The organism is Clostridium homopropionicum DSM 5847 (assembly GCF_001263795.1).
GTDB classification, from domain to species: domain Bacteria; phylum Bacillota; class Clostridia; order Clostridiales; family Clostridiaceae; genus Clostridium_H; species Clostridium_H homopropionicum.
Window position 1 is genome coordinate 140,737 of record NZ_LHUR01000011.1, and the last position, 17,530, is coordinate 158,266.

General features: G+C 31.1%; 21 protein-coding genes. All 21 read right to left on the reverse strand.

Annotated features, from left to right (window positions below; translation table 11 throughout):
• Positions 1–5 precede the first annotated feature (5 nt).
• Complete coding sequence (locus CLHOM_RS02890; RefSeq protein ID WP_052220183.1) at positions 6–1,838, reverse strand: fused FliR family export protein/FlhB family type III secretion system protein; 1,833 nt, start codon at positions 1,836–1,838, stop codon at positions 6–8.
• A 12-nt stretch (positions 1,839–1,850) separates the two neighbouring features.
• Positions 1,851–2,120 (reverse strand): flagellar biosynthesis protein FliQ, encoded by a 270-nt coding sequence (fliQ, locus tag CLHOM_RS02895; protein ID WP_052220184.1) that lies wholly within the window; start codon positions 2,118–2,120, stop codon positions 1,851–1,853.
• An 11-nt stretch (positions 2,121–2,131) separates the two neighbouring features.
• Entirely contained in the window at positions 2,132–2,902 is a 771-nt protein-coding gene (gene fliP / locus CLHOM_RS02900; protein ID WP_052220185.1) for a flagellar type III secretion system pore protein FliP, read from the reverse strand.
• Positions 2,899–3,246 (reverse strand): flagellar biosynthetic protein FliO, encoded by a 348-nt coding sequence (gene fliO, locus CLHOM_RS02905; protein WP_052220186.1) that lies wholly within the window; start codon positions 3,244–3,246, stop codon positions 2,899–2,901. The genes fliP and fliO overlap by 4 nt, the downstream gene beginning before the upstream one ends.
• A 12-nt stretch (positions 3,247–3,258) precedes the next feature.
• Positions 3,259–3,756, reverse strand: coding sequence for a flagellar basal body-associated FliL family protein (locus CLHOM_RS02910; protein ID WP_052220187.1), 498 nt, complete (start codon positions 3,754–3,756; stop codon positions 3,259–3,261).
• 1 nt (position 3,757) lies between these two features.
• A complete protein-coding gene (locus tag CLHOM_RS02915; protein WP_052220188.1) occupies positions 3,758–4,486 on the reverse strand; it encodes an OmpA family protein in 729 nt (242 codons plus the stop codon).
• Complete coding sequence (locus tag CLHOM_RS02920) at positions 4,479–5,288, reverse strand: motility protein A (RefSeq protein ID WP_052220189.1); 810 nt, start codon at positions 5,286–5,288, stop codon at positions 4,479–4,481. Before CLHOM_RS02920 ends, CLHOM_RS02915 begins: the two co-directional genes overlap by 8 nt.
• A gap of 13 nt (positions 5,289–5,301) precedes the next feature.
• Positions 5,302–5,493, reverse strand: coding sequence for a flagellar FlbD family protein (locus CLHOM_RS02925; RefSeq protein ID WP_052220190.1), 192 nt, complete (start codon positions 5,491–5,493; stop codon positions 5,302–5,304).
• Between the two features lie 132 nt (positions 5,494–5,625).
• Positions 5,626–7,116, reverse strand: coding sequence for a flagellar hook protein FlgE (locus CLHOM_RS02930; protein WP_052220191.1), 1,491 nt, complete (start codon positions 7,114–7,116; stop codon positions 5,626–5,628).
• 181 nt (positions 7,117–7,297) lie between these two features.
• A complete protein-coding gene (locus CLHOM_RS02935) occupies positions 7,298–7,684 on the reverse strand; it encodes a TIGR02530 family flagellar biosynthesis protein (RefSeq protein WP_052220192.1) in 387 nt (128 codons plus the stop codon).
• A gap of 15 nt (positions 7,685–7,699) precedes the next feature.
• Positions 7,700–8,386 (reverse strand): flagellar hook assembly protein FlgD, encoded by a 687-nt coding sequence (locus CLHOM_RS02940; protein ID WP_242846727.1) that lies wholly within the window; start codon positions 8,384–8,386, stop codon positions 7,700–7,702.
• An 11-nt stretch (positions 8,387–8,397) separates the two neighbouring features.
• The gene (locus CLHOM_RS18110; protein ID WP_074782777.1) at positions 8,398–9,825 is read right to left on the reverse strand and encodes a flagellar hook-length control protein FliK; all 1,428 of its coding nucleotides are present in this window, start codon (positions 9,823–9,825) and stop codon (positions 8,398–8,400) included.
• Between the two features lie 18 nt (positions 9,826–9,843).
• A complete protein-coding gene (fliJ, locus tag CLHOM_RS02945) occupies positions 9,844–10,281 on the reverse strand; it encodes a flagellar export protein FliJ (protein ID WP_052220193.1) in 438 nt (145 codons plus the stop codon).
• 16 nt (positions 10,282–10,297) lie between these two features.
• Complete coding sequence (fliI, locus tag CLHOM_RS02950; RefSeq protein ID WP_052220194.1) at positions 10,298–11,608, reverse strand: flagellar protein export ATPase FliI; 1,311 nt, start codon at positions 11,606–11,608, stop codon at positions 10,298–10,300.
• 40 nt (positions 11,609–11,648) lie between these two features.
• Positions 11,649–12,419, reverse strand: coding sequence for a FliH/SctL family protein (locus CLHOM_RS02955; RefSeq protein WP_052220195.1), 771 nt, complete (start codon positions 12,417–12,419; stop codon positions 11,649–11,651).
• Positions 12,403–13,416 carry a flagellar motor switch protein FliG gene (gene fliG, locus CLHOM_RS02960; protein WP_052220196.1) on the reverse strand — a complete coding sequence of 338 codons (1,014 nt, stop codon included), beginning with the start codon at positions 13,414–13,416 and terminating at the stop codon, positions 12,403–12,405. Before fliG ends, CLHOM_RS02955 begins: the two co-directional genes overlap by 17 nt.
• Positions 13,417–13,421: 5 nt before the next feature.
• Positions 13,422–14,987, reverse strand: coding sequence for a flagellar basal-body MS-ring/collar protein FliF (gene fliF, locus CLHOM_RS02965; protein WP_052220197.1), 1,566 nt, complete (start codon positions 14,985–14,987; stop codon positions 13,422–13,424).
• Between the two features lie 17 nt (positions 14,988–15,004).
• Positions 15,005–15,316 carry a flagellar hook-basal body complex protein FliE gene (gene fliE / locus CLHOM_RS02970; RefSeq protein WP_052220198.1) on the reverse strand — a complete coding sequence of 104 codons (312 nt, stop codon included), beginning with the start codon at positions 15,314–15,316 and terminating at the stop codon, positions 15,005–15,007.
• Positions 15,317–15,327: 11 nt separating this feature from the next.
• On the reverse strand, positions 15,328–15,753 hold the full coding sequence (gene flgC, locus CLHOM_RS02975; RefSeq protein ID WP_052220199.1) for a flagellar basal body rod protein FlgC: 426 nt from the start codon (positions 15,751–15,753) through the stop codon (positions 15,328–15,330).
• 1 nt (position 15,754) lies between these two features.
• Positions 15,755–16,159, reverse strand: coding sequence for a flagellar basal body rod protein FlgB (flgB, locus tag CLHOM_RS02980; RefSeq protein WP_052220200.1), 405 nt, complete (start codon positions 16,157–16,159; stop codon positions 15,755–15,757).
• Positions 16,160–16,593: 434 nt separating this feature from the next.
• A complete protein-coding gene (locus CLHOM_RS02985) occupies positions 16,594–17,469 on the reverse strand; it encodes a flagellin N-terminal helical domain-containing protein (protein ID WP_052220201.1) in 876 nt (291 codons plus the stop codon).
• Positions 17,470–17,530: the final 61 nt, after the last annotated feature.

The following is a 17,530-nucleotide window of genomic DNA, read 5'->3' on the forward strand; positions in this document are numbered from 1 at the left end:
ACCCTTTACTTTGGTTTTTTCAGTTTTAAAACAAGAGCTAAAATTTCTGCAACTGCTTGATACATTTCTTGTGGTATTTCACTATCTAATTCAACCTTATCATATATAAGTCTTGCTAAAGGTTTATTCTCAATTATTGTAACACCGTTATCTTTTGCTACTTGTTTAATTTTAATTGCCACATATCCAGTACCCTTAGCAACTAAAATAGGTGCATTAGTTTTTCCAGACTCATACTTTAAAGCTACAGCAATATGGGTTGGGTTAGTAATTACCACTGATGCGTCCGGAACCTGCTGCATCATTCTTCTAGAAGCCATCTCCCTTTGCTTTTGTCTTATTTTACCTTTAATCTGAGGATCTCCTTCCATTTGCTTAAATTCTTCTTTAATTTCCTGCTTTGTCATCCTCATATCTTTACCAAATTGATACCTTTGATAAACAAAGTCTATAATTGCAATAGCAATCATAATTATAGTAACTCTGAAAAAAATATCTATTGCTAATTTTAAAAAAGTATTTGCTATTTCTGGTAATACTAAATTCCCTATAGATAAAATTTTTTTAAAATTGCTCTTTAAAAAATTATACCCAACTGTACCAACTACAATTACTACGGCTAGATTTTTGACTAAGTCTACTAAGCTTCTCATGCTGAATATTTTTTTAAATCCACTGATCGGATTTATTTTAGAAAAATTCGGTTTAAGCGCTTCTGTAGAATTAATATATCCTGTTTGAATTACGTTAGCAGCAATTCCTATTATCATTATAGGAACTACCACCGGCAAAATACTTAATGCACATCTTATTGTAACTTGTACTATGATACCTTGCAGCGTGTCCATGGAAAGTTGTAAATTCAAACCATTTCCTAAAAATTCAATAATGTCACTTTTTAGTGAATTTGCTATATATTCTCCTAAAGTTATAATAATAATCGTCGAAGCTAATAGGGTAAGTGCTGAGTTCACCTCTTTACTTTTTGGAACTTGCCCTTTTTTCTTAGCTTCACTTAATTTATGTGGTGTTGCATCTTCTGTTTTATCATCAGAAGCAAAAATTATTATCAACGGAATAAATTTATAAAATTCTCTTATACTGGACGGAATGCCATCAAAAGCTATTGAAAGTATATTGTATATTATTGGTAAAGAAAGAGATACAACTGTTAACCCTAATAATATCTTAACAGGCAAGCCTAAGATCATAACATTTAGCTGTGGAACTGTCTTTGCTACAAGCCCCATAGTTAAATCCGTAATAATTATTATTATAATTATTGGAATTGCTATTCTAAGACCTAATTCAAAATACTTAATAAATACCTCAATAACCTGCATTGCACCCTTTTGGGATAAAATAAATTTTCCGATATGTACAATGTTAAAGCTTTCAACAAGTGTCTTAATAAGTAGATGATGCCCATCTACTATAAAAAAAATAATCATACTAAACCAGTAAAGTATTCTTTCAATTAAAGTTATATTACTGTTAGATGTAGGATCAAACATTGAAAGCATACCGAACCCAACTTGCATATCCAAAATAGATCCTGCAAATCTAATACAATGAAAACATATGCTAGCCATAAATCCCAAAACTAAACCAGTTATAATTTCATTAAAACAAAAATATATTAGTTTATAATCATTATCAATTGCACTTACAAAACTATAGTCAATACCTGGCATAAGTATAAAAGCAAAAATCAGAGTAAAAATTACTTTTAGTATCTCAGGTGTACCCTTTGGGAAAAAAACTGGTACTACAAAAGTAAAAGCAAATAGCCTTAAAGAAATAAGAATAACTGCTGTAAAATATGTTACGTTAATCAATTATTATTCCACCTACTTTGAGATACTAGCGATAATTTCAAATATTCTTTCAGTAAAACTTACAATAGTTTGGTTCATAAATTTTGCAGTAATAAGCCCTACTAATGCAATTGCAATAAGTTTTGGAACAAAGGTTAAGGTTTGTTCCTGAATTTGTGTAGTAGCTTGAAATATACTTATTACTAAACCTATTACTATTGAAACAATTAAAATTGGAGCTGAAACTTTAATTCCTGTTGAAATGGCATCTTTCAATATCCCTATTATCATATCCTCACTCATTTAATATCACCTCACGAAAATCCCATAACTAGAGATTTGACTAACAGATACCATCCATCTACCATAACAAATAATAAAAGTTTAAAAGGTAATGAAATCATTACTGGAGGCAGCATGAACATACCCATAGACATTAATACGCTAGCAACAACAATATCAATTATAATAAATGGTATATAAATTAAAAAACCTATTGTAAAAGCGGTCTTTAACTCGCTAATAATAAAGGCTGGAATTACAATATAAAGGGGAACATTATCCACCTTGATGTTTGTTTTATCAATTTTAGAAATATCTAAAAACAACTCCAAATCTTTATCATTTGTTTCCTTCAACATAAATTTCCTTATGGGCTTTGCTGCATTGTCCATTGCCTGTTGTTGATTAATTTTATTTTCTAGAAATGGCTGTACAGCGTCCTTGTTTATAGAATTAAAAGTAGGTGCCATAATGAATACAGTTAAAAATAATGCTAGTCCAATTAATACTTGATTTGGTGGTGCTTGTTGGGTACCTAAAGCATTTTTCACAAAGCCTAATACAACTATTATTCTTGTAAAGCTAGTCATCATTACTAAAAATGAAGGAAGTAATGAAATCACTGTAAGCATAATAAGAAGCTTTATGTTATCTACATAATTTTTAGGTGTCCCTGCATTATCTATAGAAATATCAATTTTAGGAATTGGCAAGGTTTCTGGTGCTGCATATGCTGTTATATTTATTAATAAAAATGCACCTATTAAAATCAGGAAAAATAAAAACCCTTTATATTTTCTCATTTTTTATCGTCCTTTTTCAATTTAAGTTTGTTTAATACATCTTTAACATTAGTGTATTCAGGTATATTATTTAATTTTTCTAATTCATCCATTTTATCCTTTGGAAGAGTCATTAAAATTTTAATTTCTCTCTGGGAAGAAGATATCACATGAGCTTCTTCTCCAATCTTTACAATAAGCAAACTATTGTCCTTGGAAATAGGCATTCTATCTAGTATTTTCATATATTTCCCATTCTGCATTTCTTGAAGCTTTCCCCCACCATATCTAAAGAATAAATATATTAGAAAAATTATAAAGGGTAAAAATAATATTAATTTAACTATAGTCATTACTGTATCCATATAAAAACTTCCTTACTGAGCTTGAACGATTATATCATAGAAATATACATTTTCAATTTGCCCTTCTTTTAATAATGGGTTTATTCTATCCTTAATTTCTTTCTTTATTTGTTCTACCCCTGCTTCGTTAAAATCAGTAGTTTTTTTATTTCTAAGAATTGAATTAACAGCATCTCTTAATATTGGCTTCTTATCTTCTAATTCTGTTGGTAAATTTTTATAATCCTTGTTGTCACCATCGTATCCTATATAAATTTTAGTTTTTAAATAGCCAGAGGTATTGTCAGCTTTTAAGTTAACTAAAAATTCATCTAAAGAGAAGGTTTTAATATTTACTGCTGCTTGATTAGTGGCAGTAGTAGTTTGACTTGGTTTCATCTTAGTAGCAAAAATATACCCAGCTGCTGTTCCACCAGCTATCAATACTGCGATTAATAAAATTATTATAATTATTTTTAGAATATTTCCCTTTGATCCTTCTGCTTTTTCTTTTTTTACTTTCTCTGCCATATTAACTTTTCTCCTTTTCACTTGCTGAAACTAATATGTTAACTCTTCTATTTTGTGCCCTATTAGCATAGGTATCATTAGGTGCAACTGGCCTATATTCACCATATCCGGCAGCTTGAAATCTTTCAGGCTTCATTCCTTTATTTTGAACAAAATATTTCAAGACATTTACTGCTCTTTGGGTGGATAATTCCCAGTTGCTTGCAAACTCATAATTGCTAATAGGAACATTATCAGTATGTCCTTCAATAATTACTTCATTTGGAAGGGAGTTTAGTAAAGAACTTATTTTATCTAATATAGACTTACTTTGAGTTTTAATATCTGCCTTTCCAATGTCAAATAAAATATTGTCCTTTAAAACCATAATTATTCCTCTAGTATCTTTTTTTATTTGAACTGAATCCTTTAAGTTGTTTGAATCAACAAATTTTTTTACTTTATTATACAAATCATCCTGCTGTCCCCCTTGCTGAGGTCCCATATCCTGAGGTGGTCCAACAATCGGTACTTGTCCTTCAAAATTATACTCTAATATAGAGGTATCGTTTTTACCAGTAAGTACTGATTGAAGAGATGATGTAAGTTGTTTAAACTTTATAGAATCTATGCTAGAGTAAGAGTATAATAGCACGAAAAAGGTTAATACAAGGGTTATGGTATCAGCATAAGTAGCAAGCCACGCTTCTGTATTTATTTCACCTTCTGGTGCCTTCTTTCTTTTAGACATCTGCTCCCTCCTCATTAGCCCCTTGGAGTTCAAAGTACTTTTTCTTATCTGAAGGATTCAAATATGACGCTAATTTTTCTTCAACAATTCTTGGATTTACTCCTGACTGTATAGCTAGAATTCCCTCTAGCATCATTTCTCTTATTGTGGATTCTCGACCACTTTTATAGGCTAAGTTAGCTGCTGTTGGATTTGCAATTAAGCTAGCTATCAATGAACCATAATAAGTTGTAATAAGCGCTTTACCCATACCAGGTCCAAGACTTGAAGGGTCGTTTAGATTAGCAAGCATTTGAATAAGTCCAATTAATGTTCCTAACATACCGAAGGCAGGTGCATAGGCTGCCCAAGATCTAAGCATATCTGAACCATCCTTATGTCTTTTTTCCATTTCACCAATTTCTAGTTCAAGAATTTCTCTAATAGTTTCTGGTTCAATTCCATCAACAACCATTTGAAGTCCCTTTTTTAAAAAAGCATCTTCTACCTTATCTATATCCTCTTCTAAAGAGAGTAACCCTTCTCTCCTGGCTTTCTTTGATAATTCCCCAAATTCGTTAATAATATCTAAGCCAGCCATGCTGGTTTCCTTAAAGGATTGGACTATTACCTTAGAAATTCTCTTAAACTCAGTTATAGGATAGTTTATTAATAAAGCACTAATTGATCCACCTACGGTTATTGCTATGGAAGCAGGGTCGAAGAACATTTTAAAAGTACCCCCTCCACTTAGCATACCATAAACCATAAGTCCTGACCCTAAGAAAAATCCTATTAAGGTAAGCATGTCTTGTCTTTTCATCCTAAATAGCCTCCTATAAACCCAATGTAAAAATCTTTCGTTTATACTCTATAATTCTATCTATTACCTCTTTAGGAGTTTCAAGAACTATATACTTCTTTCCATTAGTTAATGTAATTAAAGTTTCCGGAACTTCCTCCATTTTTTCAATGTGCTCAGCATTTAAATAAAATTGTTTGTTATTTAAACCAATTAAGCTTATCATTGTTAAAACCACCTTTTTAGTATCCAGTGTCCAGTAACCAGTATTCAGTGTTCAGTGTTCAGTAACCAGGATTACTGGTAAACTGATATCTGGTTACTGGTAACTAGTTACTGGTAAACTGGTTACTGAAAATTATCTCTTTAAATTAATAATATCCTGTAAAATTTCATCTCCTGTTGAAATCATTTTACCAGCCGCTTGAAAAGCCCTTGTGGTTACTATCATATCAGTGAATTGTTCAGCTAGATCAACATTTGACATTTCAAGATTTCCTTGAAGCATATCACCAAAGCCATCAGTATTATCATTAGCTGCAGCTGCTCCTGCCCCACTTTTTACTATAGCTTCTCCAGAATTTGCAGTATTTTGATATAAGTTTCTACCTAATTTACTAAGACCACCTGGATTTTTGAAAGAAGACACTGCTATTTGCCCAAGAGCACTTACACTTCCGTCGTCTAACACTGCTTTGATAACACCATCTTTTTCTATTGAAAAGCTTCTAACCTTCTTCTCTCTCTCTGCAGTAACATTAAAATCCCAACTATATTTAGGCCTATCTACGTCCTCCATACCAGTTGGTTCACCATCTAGAGTTAAAGTTGTGACTGCTGTTCCATCATAATCTTCATCTAGTAAATCAACTTTTCCTTTAGCATCAACATTTATTGTAAAATTACCATCTAAGCCCTTAAATTCATTTCCATTGATGAATACTCTATATCCACCTTCAACAGCAGTAGTACCCCAGTCTGTACCATCTGGTTGAGTTTTAGGACTATCTACCCATTTAACCTGTATTTGAAGATCTGTTGTCCCAGTGTATACTCCATTTGGTGAAGGTGTAGTTATTAATATATTAGGAATAGGATCTACTACAGAAGTTCCATCATCATTTAATATCTTACCTGTACCTGTATAATTAAAGTTAGAAGCTACCTCTGTTCCATCTGTAGCTTTTTCATTTTTAAAAGCTGCTACATGTACAACATCTGGAATTCTAAGAGGAACTAAAGTATCTGATGCCTTTAATCCATATTTTGCATCAACATCAACAAAGTTTACAACTCCATTACTTGAATAATCAATGCTTTTAATATCACTTATTCTTCCATACTGATCTTTCTTTTCACTTAAATCATAACCTAAAACTCTATATCCATCTGAAGTAAGCAGATTCCCTTGATAATCTAGTGTTAATGCACCATCTCTAGTGAAGTTTATTTCCATTCCATTTGAATTTGTAATACTGTGCTCCCTTGAATCTACTAATACTCCAGCATAATTTGAATTAGGTATTTCTCCTTTACCCACTATAAAGTAACCCTCTCCATCCATAGCTACATCTAAAGGTCTGCTAGTTGGCTGCATCATTCCTTGAGTTACAATTGTATCTATTCCTGCTAATTGAACTCCAAGGCCCACTTGCCTAGGATTTACACCACCTTGGTTCCTTCCTGGTCCAAGAGCTTCCGTTACATTCTGACTTAACATATCTTGAAATCTAACTCTAGAACTCTTAAATCCAGTAGTTCCAACGTTAGCAATATTATTACCAGCAACATCTAGTTTTGTTTGATTTACTTTCATTCCACTTATTCCTGAATACATAGATCTTAACATCTCATTACCTCCACACTTTTTAGGTTCTAGGTACTAGGTCCTAGATACTAGGCGAAAATAAACTTTTAGTTTTGCTTGTAGCAAAACTACTTTTCCTAGAATCTAGTACCTGTAAACTAGTACCTTAATAATTTGCTTCGACTCTGTCGTTCATCGAAGCTCGGCTTCCTTTCGGTCCAGCCTATAATAGTACTACACTATCAATATTAGTAAATACATTTTCACTATCTTTATTTTTATCCATGGCCGTTATAATGGTTCTATTCTTTACACTTGCAATTAAAGCAAGATCCTTGTAAAGAATTAAAGAATCCTTTGCTCCTTTTTCTTTAGCTAAATTTAAACCTTTATTTATGTTATCCATATCTGTTTTATCAAGTTTAATATTTCTATCCTGTAACCTCTTAACAGCATGACTTGATATGGTGAAATCTGAATTACAACTAATTTTGCTATCCAATATTTTATCAAAACACGATTCTATCTTATTACTTTTTTGTACTGATGAACTACTATGCAAAAACTCGTTCATAGGATACATTTGTCCATTTATAACTCTATAACCCATATATATCACCTAGCTTTATTTTACTTTTATTAGCTCTCCGTAGCTAAATTCTTTTTCTGTACCCTCTTCATCAATTATTACTTTCATCTTAATACCATCTGAAGCTTTATACACTTCTTTAACTGTACCAGAATATTCCTCATTGTCTGATGAAGATTTTAAATCAACAGACTTATTTATCAAAGATGAAGCTGTCATAAAGTTTATATTTTGATTTAGGTAGCTAATGTTTTGGCTTAAGTAAGTTAAGATTTGAGATTTATCATCTGGTACATCAAGTATGTCTGAAACCTCTTTAAAGTCAAAATCTTTATCTTCATATCCAACTATTTCATCACCCTTATACTTTGCTACATTTACAGTTACTGTTATAGTATCTCCTACTTTAGAAACATTGTTTACTATACCTCCATATTGCTTACCATAGTCATCGTAAACATCTAAAGCTACTGTCTTACCCACTAAATTGCTAGCAGAAGTAAAAGTCATTGTGCTATTTAAATTTGCCATTTGTTCTAAGCTAGAGAACTGCGCTAACTGTGAAACATAAGCTGTAGAATCTTTAGCATTCATTGGATCCTGGTTAGTAAGCTCAGCAGTTAGAATTCTAAGAAAGGCATTTTTGTCCATTTCTTGACCCTTCTTCACAATTTTCGTTCCTCTCTCAGTAGCGGTCTGAGAAGCTGCAACTGTATCTATCACATTAATCCCTCCTATACAAAAGCATGTAAACTACTATTTTCAGATCTGTTTGTAGAATCAACTGTCTCTATTTCATCTGAAATTGAAGATCCTTTGGATTTTAACTTAGTGCTGTTATTTTCATACTGTCTTCTATCCTCTTTACTATTTTCATTGCTGAAAAAAGTAGTATCACCGTTATATAGATCCATTGAAAAGTTTTGAATCTTTATTTCAGTATTAGAAATCTTGCTGCTGATTTCTTGAAGATTAGAGTTTAGTAAGTTATATGCTTCCTTGTTGTTTGCTGTAATATTTGCCTTCATTGCTCCATTTTCTAAAGTTAATTTTATTATCACTTCGCCAAGTTCTCTTGGAACTATTTTTACAGTCATCTCTTTTATGTTGTTTTGATCCATAAATTTAATAGATTTTATGACATCTTCAACAAAAGTCTCTCGGCTTAGAGTAATATTTTTTGCAACCTCAGCTGTATTTGTTGTAGTTATTGTTCTATTAAGTCCATTTATAAAGCTTGCCACCTTGTCCATTTTAGTATCAACTTCACCTTTATCTAGGTTAGCTAGTTCCTTTAAAAATTTATCCTCTTTTCCAGAGCTACTATTTAAGTCATTACCTTCACTTTGAGAACTGCTAGTAGTGTTTGCTGCAATTTGTGTTTTTACCTCTTGGATGCTGTTACTATTTGACAATTTAGCTTCAAGAATTTCTTGAACTTTTTCTTTTAAGCTTTGTTCATTTCTAACATTCATAAGACCCATGCCAATATTACTTGAATATACTTCCTTTGATATTTTCTCAGAAAGAACACTTAATATATCTTTTACTGATAAATTATTAAGATTTTCTTCACTTAATGAGTTATTTAGTATTGACATTATTTCCTTATTAAAAGATTCATAAAGACTGTTCGCTTTGTTTTCAGGTATGGAAAATTGTTGTTTAAGCATATCAATGAGTTTAACTGAAAGTTCCTTTGAGAGTCCTTCAAGAATATTAGAATTTTTAATACTTTCTACATTTAACTCTTTAAGATCTAATTTCCCATTCAATAGATTTTGAAGTAATAGCAGTATTAATTCTTCTTCATTATTAGCATTGGTTTCTGCTTTTACATTTTCCTCGCTAATTATTGAATTATTATCTTCAATATTATTTGAGGTATTATCTCCTTCCTTCAAAGAAATCTGATTATTTGTTATATCATCTTTTGAGTTTGTAGTATCGTCTTTTTTAATTCCATTAGAGTATGAATTTTGACTTTCATAGTTTTTTTCTAATAGTTTTTTAAAATCGTCTTTTTTGCTGTTATCGTTTGGATACTTTTTTTCAATAGAAATATTATTTTCTCCATAATTTTTGTCATCAACCTTACTACCAGTATTTTTTACTAAGTTGTTTTTCAGGTATAATGACATATCCATAGAATAATTGTTCATTTGCTTGCCTCCTTTCACTTATTTATTTTTTAAATTTCTTATATATCCATAAAGAGCAAATTCATCATTAGATTTTTGTTCTATCAATTGCTGCTCTTTAAGATAAGCTTGTTTTTGGTTATCTTTTAAAATTTCAACAGTCTTTCTTTCAATTTGACTCTTTTTTAACTCTTCTCTTCTTAACTCTAATTCTTTATTTTTTTTATCTAGCTCTACTGTAGTTTCTTTTATGTTAAAGTGCAGGACATTACAGTAGTTCTGTCTTATTTTTCTTTCTACCATAGTTCCATCTGTTTGAACTTTAGAGTATTTATTATAATTTTCTTTAAGTTCATTTAATTTTTGCTGAACTCTATTTTTTTTATCTTGAGCCTCTTTGAAATGTCTTTTACTTTCTTCTTCTTTTTGGTATCGAATATCAAGAATTTTTTGGAGCCTAAAATTAAATCCTGACATATTATACATTCCTCATTTACTTAAACATATTTTTAAGTCTAGAAATACTCTCATTAAAGCTGCTGTGTTCATCAACCTTTTGTTTTAAATAATTATTTATTTCATCTATATAATTTATAGCTAAATCAACTTTTTTATTGCTGCCTTTTACATATGCTCCTATATTAATCAAGTCTTCAGAATTATTATAGGTAGCTAGTAAATCTCTCCCAATTGAAGCGGATTTTTTATGATCTTCATCTGCTATTTCTGACATTAATCTGCTTACACTATTAAGAACATCAATAGCAGGATAATGATTTTTTGCAGCTAAGCTTCTTGAGAGAATAATATGTCCATCTAATATACCTCTTACAGCATCTGCAATTGGTTCATTAAAATCATCGCCATCTACAAGTACTGTGTAAAAAGCAGTTATTGAACCCTTATCAGACATACCTGACCTCTCCATTAGCCTTGGTAGCATGGCAAAAACTGAAGGAGTATATCCTTTTGTTGCTGGTGGTTCACCAATAGCTAGTCCTACTTCTCTTTGTGCCATGGCAAATCTGGTTACAGAATCCATCATTAATATAACTTTTTTCCCTTTATCTCTAAAATATTCTGCAATTGCTGTAGCAGTAAAGGACCCTTTGAGCCTTACTAAAGCAGGTTGATCAGAAGTAGCGCATATTATTATTGATTTCTTTAGTCCTTCTTCTCCTAAGTCCTTTTCAATAAAGTCAAGAACTTCTCTTCCTCTTTCTCCAATAAGAGCTATTACATTTACATCAGCCTTAGCTTCTCTAGCTATCATACCTAAAGTAGTACTTTTACCAACTCCACTACCAGCGAAAATTCCTATTCTTTGACCTTCCCCGCAGGTTAAGAATCCATCAATGGCTCTCACTCCAGTTGGTAAGCACTCTTTAATTCTTCTTCTTTTAAGAGGATCTGGTGGTGAAGTATCTAATGGATATTCAGTAAAACTTCTAATTTCTTGACCCTTTAAGGGTTTTCCTAGTCCATCTAATACCATTCCAAACAATTCTTCTGAGCACTTAACACTTAGAGGTTTTTTAGTTGGCACCACTTTACATCCAGGAGATATACCTATAATCTCACCTAAAGGCATCAAAATTACATTGTCTTCTTTGAAACCTACAACTTCACAAGTTATTGGCTGTTCCTTTTCGTTATATATAGTACAAACTTCTCCAACGAAGGCCTTTATTCCTTCTACTTCTATAGTTAAGCCAATTACTTGTTTTACAATTCCCTCTACATATTTAAAATCAATTTCTATAATTTTATTACATATGCCCTTAAAGTCTAGTGAAATTGCCAATGTTACACCAACCTTCTACTGCTTTATATAAAAATGACTATTAACCTAATGCAAATATTTCTCTAACCTTTTCTAGTGCATCATTTACACTTACAACTATTTTACCATTTTCTCTTAGGATAATTGCTGTACCTTCTTCAATAGTATCATCACCTACTACAAAAGCTTCTCCTCTATAAATGGATTGATTTTTCCAGTTTCCAATCTTATCTTTCAAATCTTCTGTATACTTATTATTACATCTAACAATTATTGTCTTTGATTTATATGCCAATTCTATTGCATCAAGTACCAAATTAGTTATGCCCTCTTTATCTTGTATTTCTTTTTTTAATATATGTTCAACAATAGATATTATTAATCCTTTAATTTCTTCTTGCTTTTCCTCAAGATATTTTATATACTCTTTATTTGCTTTCAATAAAATCTCTTCAGCACTTGCAATAATCTTATTTTCTTTAATTTTTGCATCATTAATCTGTTTTTCTAATATTTTTTTGCCTTCAGAGACTCCCTTATCATATCCAGTCTTATAGCCTTCTGAGCTTCCTTTTTCATAAGCCTGATGCTCAAGTCTATTAGCTTCTTCATAGGCCACTGCTAAAACTTGATCGCTCTCTCTTCTTGCATTTTCAAGCATTGTTCTAGCAAGGACTTCATAGCTTTCTATAAAGTCCTTAGCATTTTTTTCTCCAAGTTCTTTTTTATTTGTAGAATTATTACTATTATTTATTGAGTACTCAGTATTAATCTTCACATTGCCATTCTCAATGACACTATTGCTTTTGATTACTTTATACGATGATAGCATCCTCTCCACCTCTTGAAACAATTATTTCTCCAGCATCTTCAAGTCTTCTTATGATACTAACAATCTTCTGCTGAGCTTTTTCTACATCCATAAGTCTAACAGGTCCTAAGAATTCTATATCTTCCTTTAATGAAGCAGCTGCTCTCTTAGATTGATTTCTAAATATTGCATTAGCAACTTCTTCAGAGCAACCCTTAAGGGCAAGGGCAAGATCCTTTGTTTCAACCTCTCTAAGAACTCTTTGAATAGAAACATCATCAAGAGATATAACATCTTCAAATACAAACATAGATTGTTTGATTTTTTCTGCAAGTTCTGGATCTTCTCTTTCCAAACCTTCTGTAATATTTTTTTCAGTGGTCCTATCAACTTGGTTCAGAATGTCAACAAGGGTTTCAACTCCACCAATTATAGTCATATCTGTCCTTACTACAGAAGATAACTTACTATTTAAAACTTTTTCTATTTCTTTTATAACTATAGGAGAAGTATTATCCATAGATGCTATTCTATAAGCAACCTCTGTTTGTACATCTTCTGATAATTCTGATATTATCTGAGCAGCCTTGTCTGCTTGAAGATAGCATAAAATAAGTGCTATAGTTTGAGGATGTTCATTGGAAATAACATTTAATAGTTGATGAGCATCAGCTTTTCTTGCAATGGCAAAAGGTCTATACTGTTGGGTTGCTTCTGAAACCTTTTCTAAGATTTCTTTTGCTCTTTGACTTCCCAGTGCCTTTCCTAAAAGATTTCTTGCATATTCAAAGCCACCCTCTAAAATATAGTCCTTCGCCTTATTCATTTCTATGAATTCTTGCAGAATCTCTCCTCTTTGATTCTGTTTTACAGATGTAATGTTTGCTATTTCATAGGTAATTTTTTGTATTTCCGCATCACCTAATCTCTTAATAATACCTGAAGCTACTTCTGGTCCAAGGGTTATGAACAGAATGGCAGCTTTTTGAACCCCAGTTAACTTATTTTCCTTTGCCATTCGCATCACCTCTCATCTTCGGCCATCCATGATTTTATAATGTCAGCAACTTGATCTGGTTTTTGAGTAGCATATTTTTTAATTTCCTTTTCAATATGACTACTTTCACTTTCTTCTTCAAAATCAATTGGTTTAAGTGTTTCTTTTGGTTCTACTTTTTCATCTATCAATACATCAATTCCTTCCAATTCTTCTTTCACTTCTTTTGTCTTCTTAGCCTTTCTCATTGAAATTAAAATAATGAGTAATAGAATAAATCCTGCAACTCCTGCTCCAATATATTTATACATTAGCATCTTTTTATTAGCAGCCTCTTCTTCCGCAAGCTTTGCTGCTTCCTCTGCTGCAGCACTTTCGCTAGTGTTATTAAATTTAGCACCCTCTATGCTAATAATATCCCCTCTGCTTTGATTGTAGCTTATTGCTGCCACAACTAAATTATTAATGCTTGCTCTTTCTTCTTCAGTTATTTCTTCATTATTCACTACCACTGAAGCTGAAATTCTTTTTACCTTTCCAGGTGCAGAAACTGTTTTCTCATTTGTTGTACCATTGTCCCAATTTGTAATTTGTTTTTCATCAGAAGATTGAGTATTAGTTCCTGAAGTATTATATGTACTAGTCATATTATTGTCCACTGGTCCACTGCTTGTAGTACCTGGAGCTGTATTTGAGCTACTTTTAGATATCTCTTGACTTTTAATTACATGATTAGGATCTACAGTTATAGTAGTTTTTTCATTTGCATCAAAATCAAGGTCAAGATCAACTGCTACCTTAACCCCATCACCATACTTAGGAGATAGTAAATTTAATATCTTCTTTTCATATGCCTTTTCTAAGCTACTTTTATATTGCTGTTGCTTTTCAATGGCAGAAGAAACATTATCTTCTTCATCATTATACAATCCTTCTGCTAAATCTACAGTTTTGCCATTTACAACACCAAGTACTTTTACATTTTCTTTTGGTAAATTCTTAACACTTCCTGTAATCAAGGAAACTATTGCTTTTACTTGATCCTTGGTAATACTTTTTCCAGTGTTAATTTCCAAAGTAACAGAAGCTTGTGCTTTTTCAGCTTCCTTGAAAAAATTTCCTTCCTCAGGCATAACTAATAAAACTACTGCTTTTTTCACCTCTGGCAGTATCATTATATTTCTTGCGAGCTCGCCTTCCATTGCAATTTTATATTTTAAATTTCTCTCTTTGTCAGTCATTCCAAAAGTATTGCTCTGTTCTAGTATTTCATATCCCTGTGATCCTCCTGTAAGTTGTGGGGCAAGTTCCATTCTTAATTCTGAAACACTTTCTTCTGGAACCATTATATTATTATCTTCTATCTTATATTTTATTTTTTTCTCATTTAATTTTGCTAAAATTGTTGGTGTATCGCTAGGATCTGCATTTCCATAAAGCAAAGCATAGTTTGTTTTATTAAAAAATATAATAGTAAATACAATACTTATTATTATTCCAATTGTAAGTACACTGAATGCTATTTTTTTCCCCTTACTCATATTTTTTATCTTTTCTAGCAATTTACTAAAAGTTTCTTTTATTTTGTCCATTTATTTAGCACTCCTAACTATACCTGCATTCGATTGATCTCTTGGTAAGCCTCCAATATTTTATTCCTTACTTGTACTGCAAGTTCGAGAGAAAGTTTAGCTTCTTCAGTTTTTAACATAACTTCATGGATATCTATATCCTCTCCTTTTATAAAGCTTTCTGTGGACATTTCAGCTTCTAATTGTTTATCATTAATTTCATCAAGCTTAGTTTTTAGGGTTTCTTCAAAGCCTAAAGAATTATTTTGATTTTGTGCCTCTTCTTTACTATTAACTATTCCTAATCCTGAGTATATATAATTACTTGGTATAAATTCATTTATTTTCATAAAAATTACTCCTATCTACCTATTTCTAGTGCTTTCATAAACATACTTTTTTCTGAATTTATTGCAGTAACATTTGCTTCATAAGCTCTTGTGGCTGCAATCATATCTGCCATTTCATTTAAAATATTTACATTTGGCATTAAAACATATCCTTCTGCATCAGCATCTGGATGTGTAGGATCGTACACACGTCTAAGTTCTGAGTCATCATCTACTATTCCTATAGCTTTAACCCCATTTAGATTAACTTCTTTAGAATTATTAATTTCATTTGTTAAATTTTCTTCAAATACAGCTATTTTTCTTCTATATGGTTGTCCATCTTCACCTCTAGTTGTAGTAGCATTTGCAATATTTGACGCAATAGTGTCCATTCTAAGTCTTTCTGCCGAAAGTCCGCTAGAACTTATTCTTAATGAATTAAAAGCACCACTCATTCTATTTTCCTCCTGATATTATGTATCTTTTCATGGAAATTCTTGAATTTAATTCTGTAATAAGAGCATTGTATTTTAAAGTATTTGCAGCTAAATTTGTCATTTCATTATCTACATCTACATTATTCCCATCTTTTCTCATACTTGTAGATTCGTCTTTTTTTATTTCACTTTTCCCGTATTCAACAGAATTTTTAATATGTTTTTCATCTGTAACCTCAAGAGCTAGCTCCTCTTGACTTTCTTTTAAACTATCTTCAAAGGTTACATAATACCTTTTATAGCCTTTTGTGTTAAAATTAGCAATATTATTGGCAATAACTCTGCCTCTTTCTACAGATACATCTAAAGATTTTTTCAACAAATCATAATTTTTTGCACTTAATGATACATCGTTAATTTTCAATATATCCTCTCCCAATTAATTATATTATTCATAAGACCTTAAAAATCCTTCTATAAAAAGTCAAAAATAAACAATAAATTACTTAAAAATTAGTATATAGACTATAAATTTGTAATTTACCAACCATTAGCCTTTATATTATTATATTATATTTATTAGATATTTTAAACAATTTTAATATTTTTTTAATTTTAAATTAAAAATAATATTAAATATTACTAACCAAATAAGCAATTATTACATTTTTGTTAATATTATCTTATAATCCTTCTCAATTATATATTAATCTAATTATATATTGGAACAAAAAACTTTTCTAGATAATAATGATTTATTATGGCTAAAATGGTAAAAAAATAATCTGACAATACTTACAGGAAATAAAAAAACTGCAAAACCTTCGTTCTACAGTTCCAATTATATTCTTTTTTATTTTATCTTGCTTTAACATTTTCTAAAATTCTTAAAACATCTTGAGGTATTTTATTTGATTGAACCATCATTGCATTACCAGCCTCAATTAAAATATTATCTCTTGTGTAATTCATCATTTCTTCTGCCATATCTGCATCTCTAACCTTGCTTTCAGCACCAACAATAGAATCGTGAATTTCTCCTATTTTTGTATATGTACTTTCAAATCTATTTTCTAATGCACCATATTTACTTCTCACTTTATTAATCTTTTCAATAGATAAATCAATAATAGATAATGCCTTATCGATACCAAGTACATTAAGGCCATCAGTCTCATCACTGGCCTTATCAAATAATTTACTTAAACTTAACTCTGGATCAATATTGCTTGGCAAGCTACTACTGGTTAAATCATAAACAGGTATTTCAACATTTTCGCCTACATTCGCCCCTACCGGCATTGATATACTCTCATTTAAGCTGCCATTTAAAAGCTTTACCCCATTAAATTCTGAATTATTAATAGTAGTATCAATACCTTCAATCATCTGATTTATCTCTTGTTGAATTATATTTCTATCATCTGGATTTGTTGCTCCTCCTACTTGTACTGTTAGCTCCCTTATTCTCTGTAACATAGAAGTAACACTATCCAAAGCGCCTTCTGCTGTTTGCAACATACTAACACCATCTTGTGAATTTCTTTGTGCCATTTGAAGTCCTCTTAATTGAATTCTCATTTTTTCACTGCTGGCAAGAGCATTAGGATCATCCTTAGCCCTATTAATTTTATATCCAGAAGATATACTTTCAAGGGCATTGCTCTGTCTTGCAAGAACTTTATTATGTTCTCTATATATGTTAAGAGATTCTAAATTATACATTAATCTCATTTCATCACTCACTCCACGATTATAATTTCATACAATAAGTTATCGAATAATTGTTGCTTAA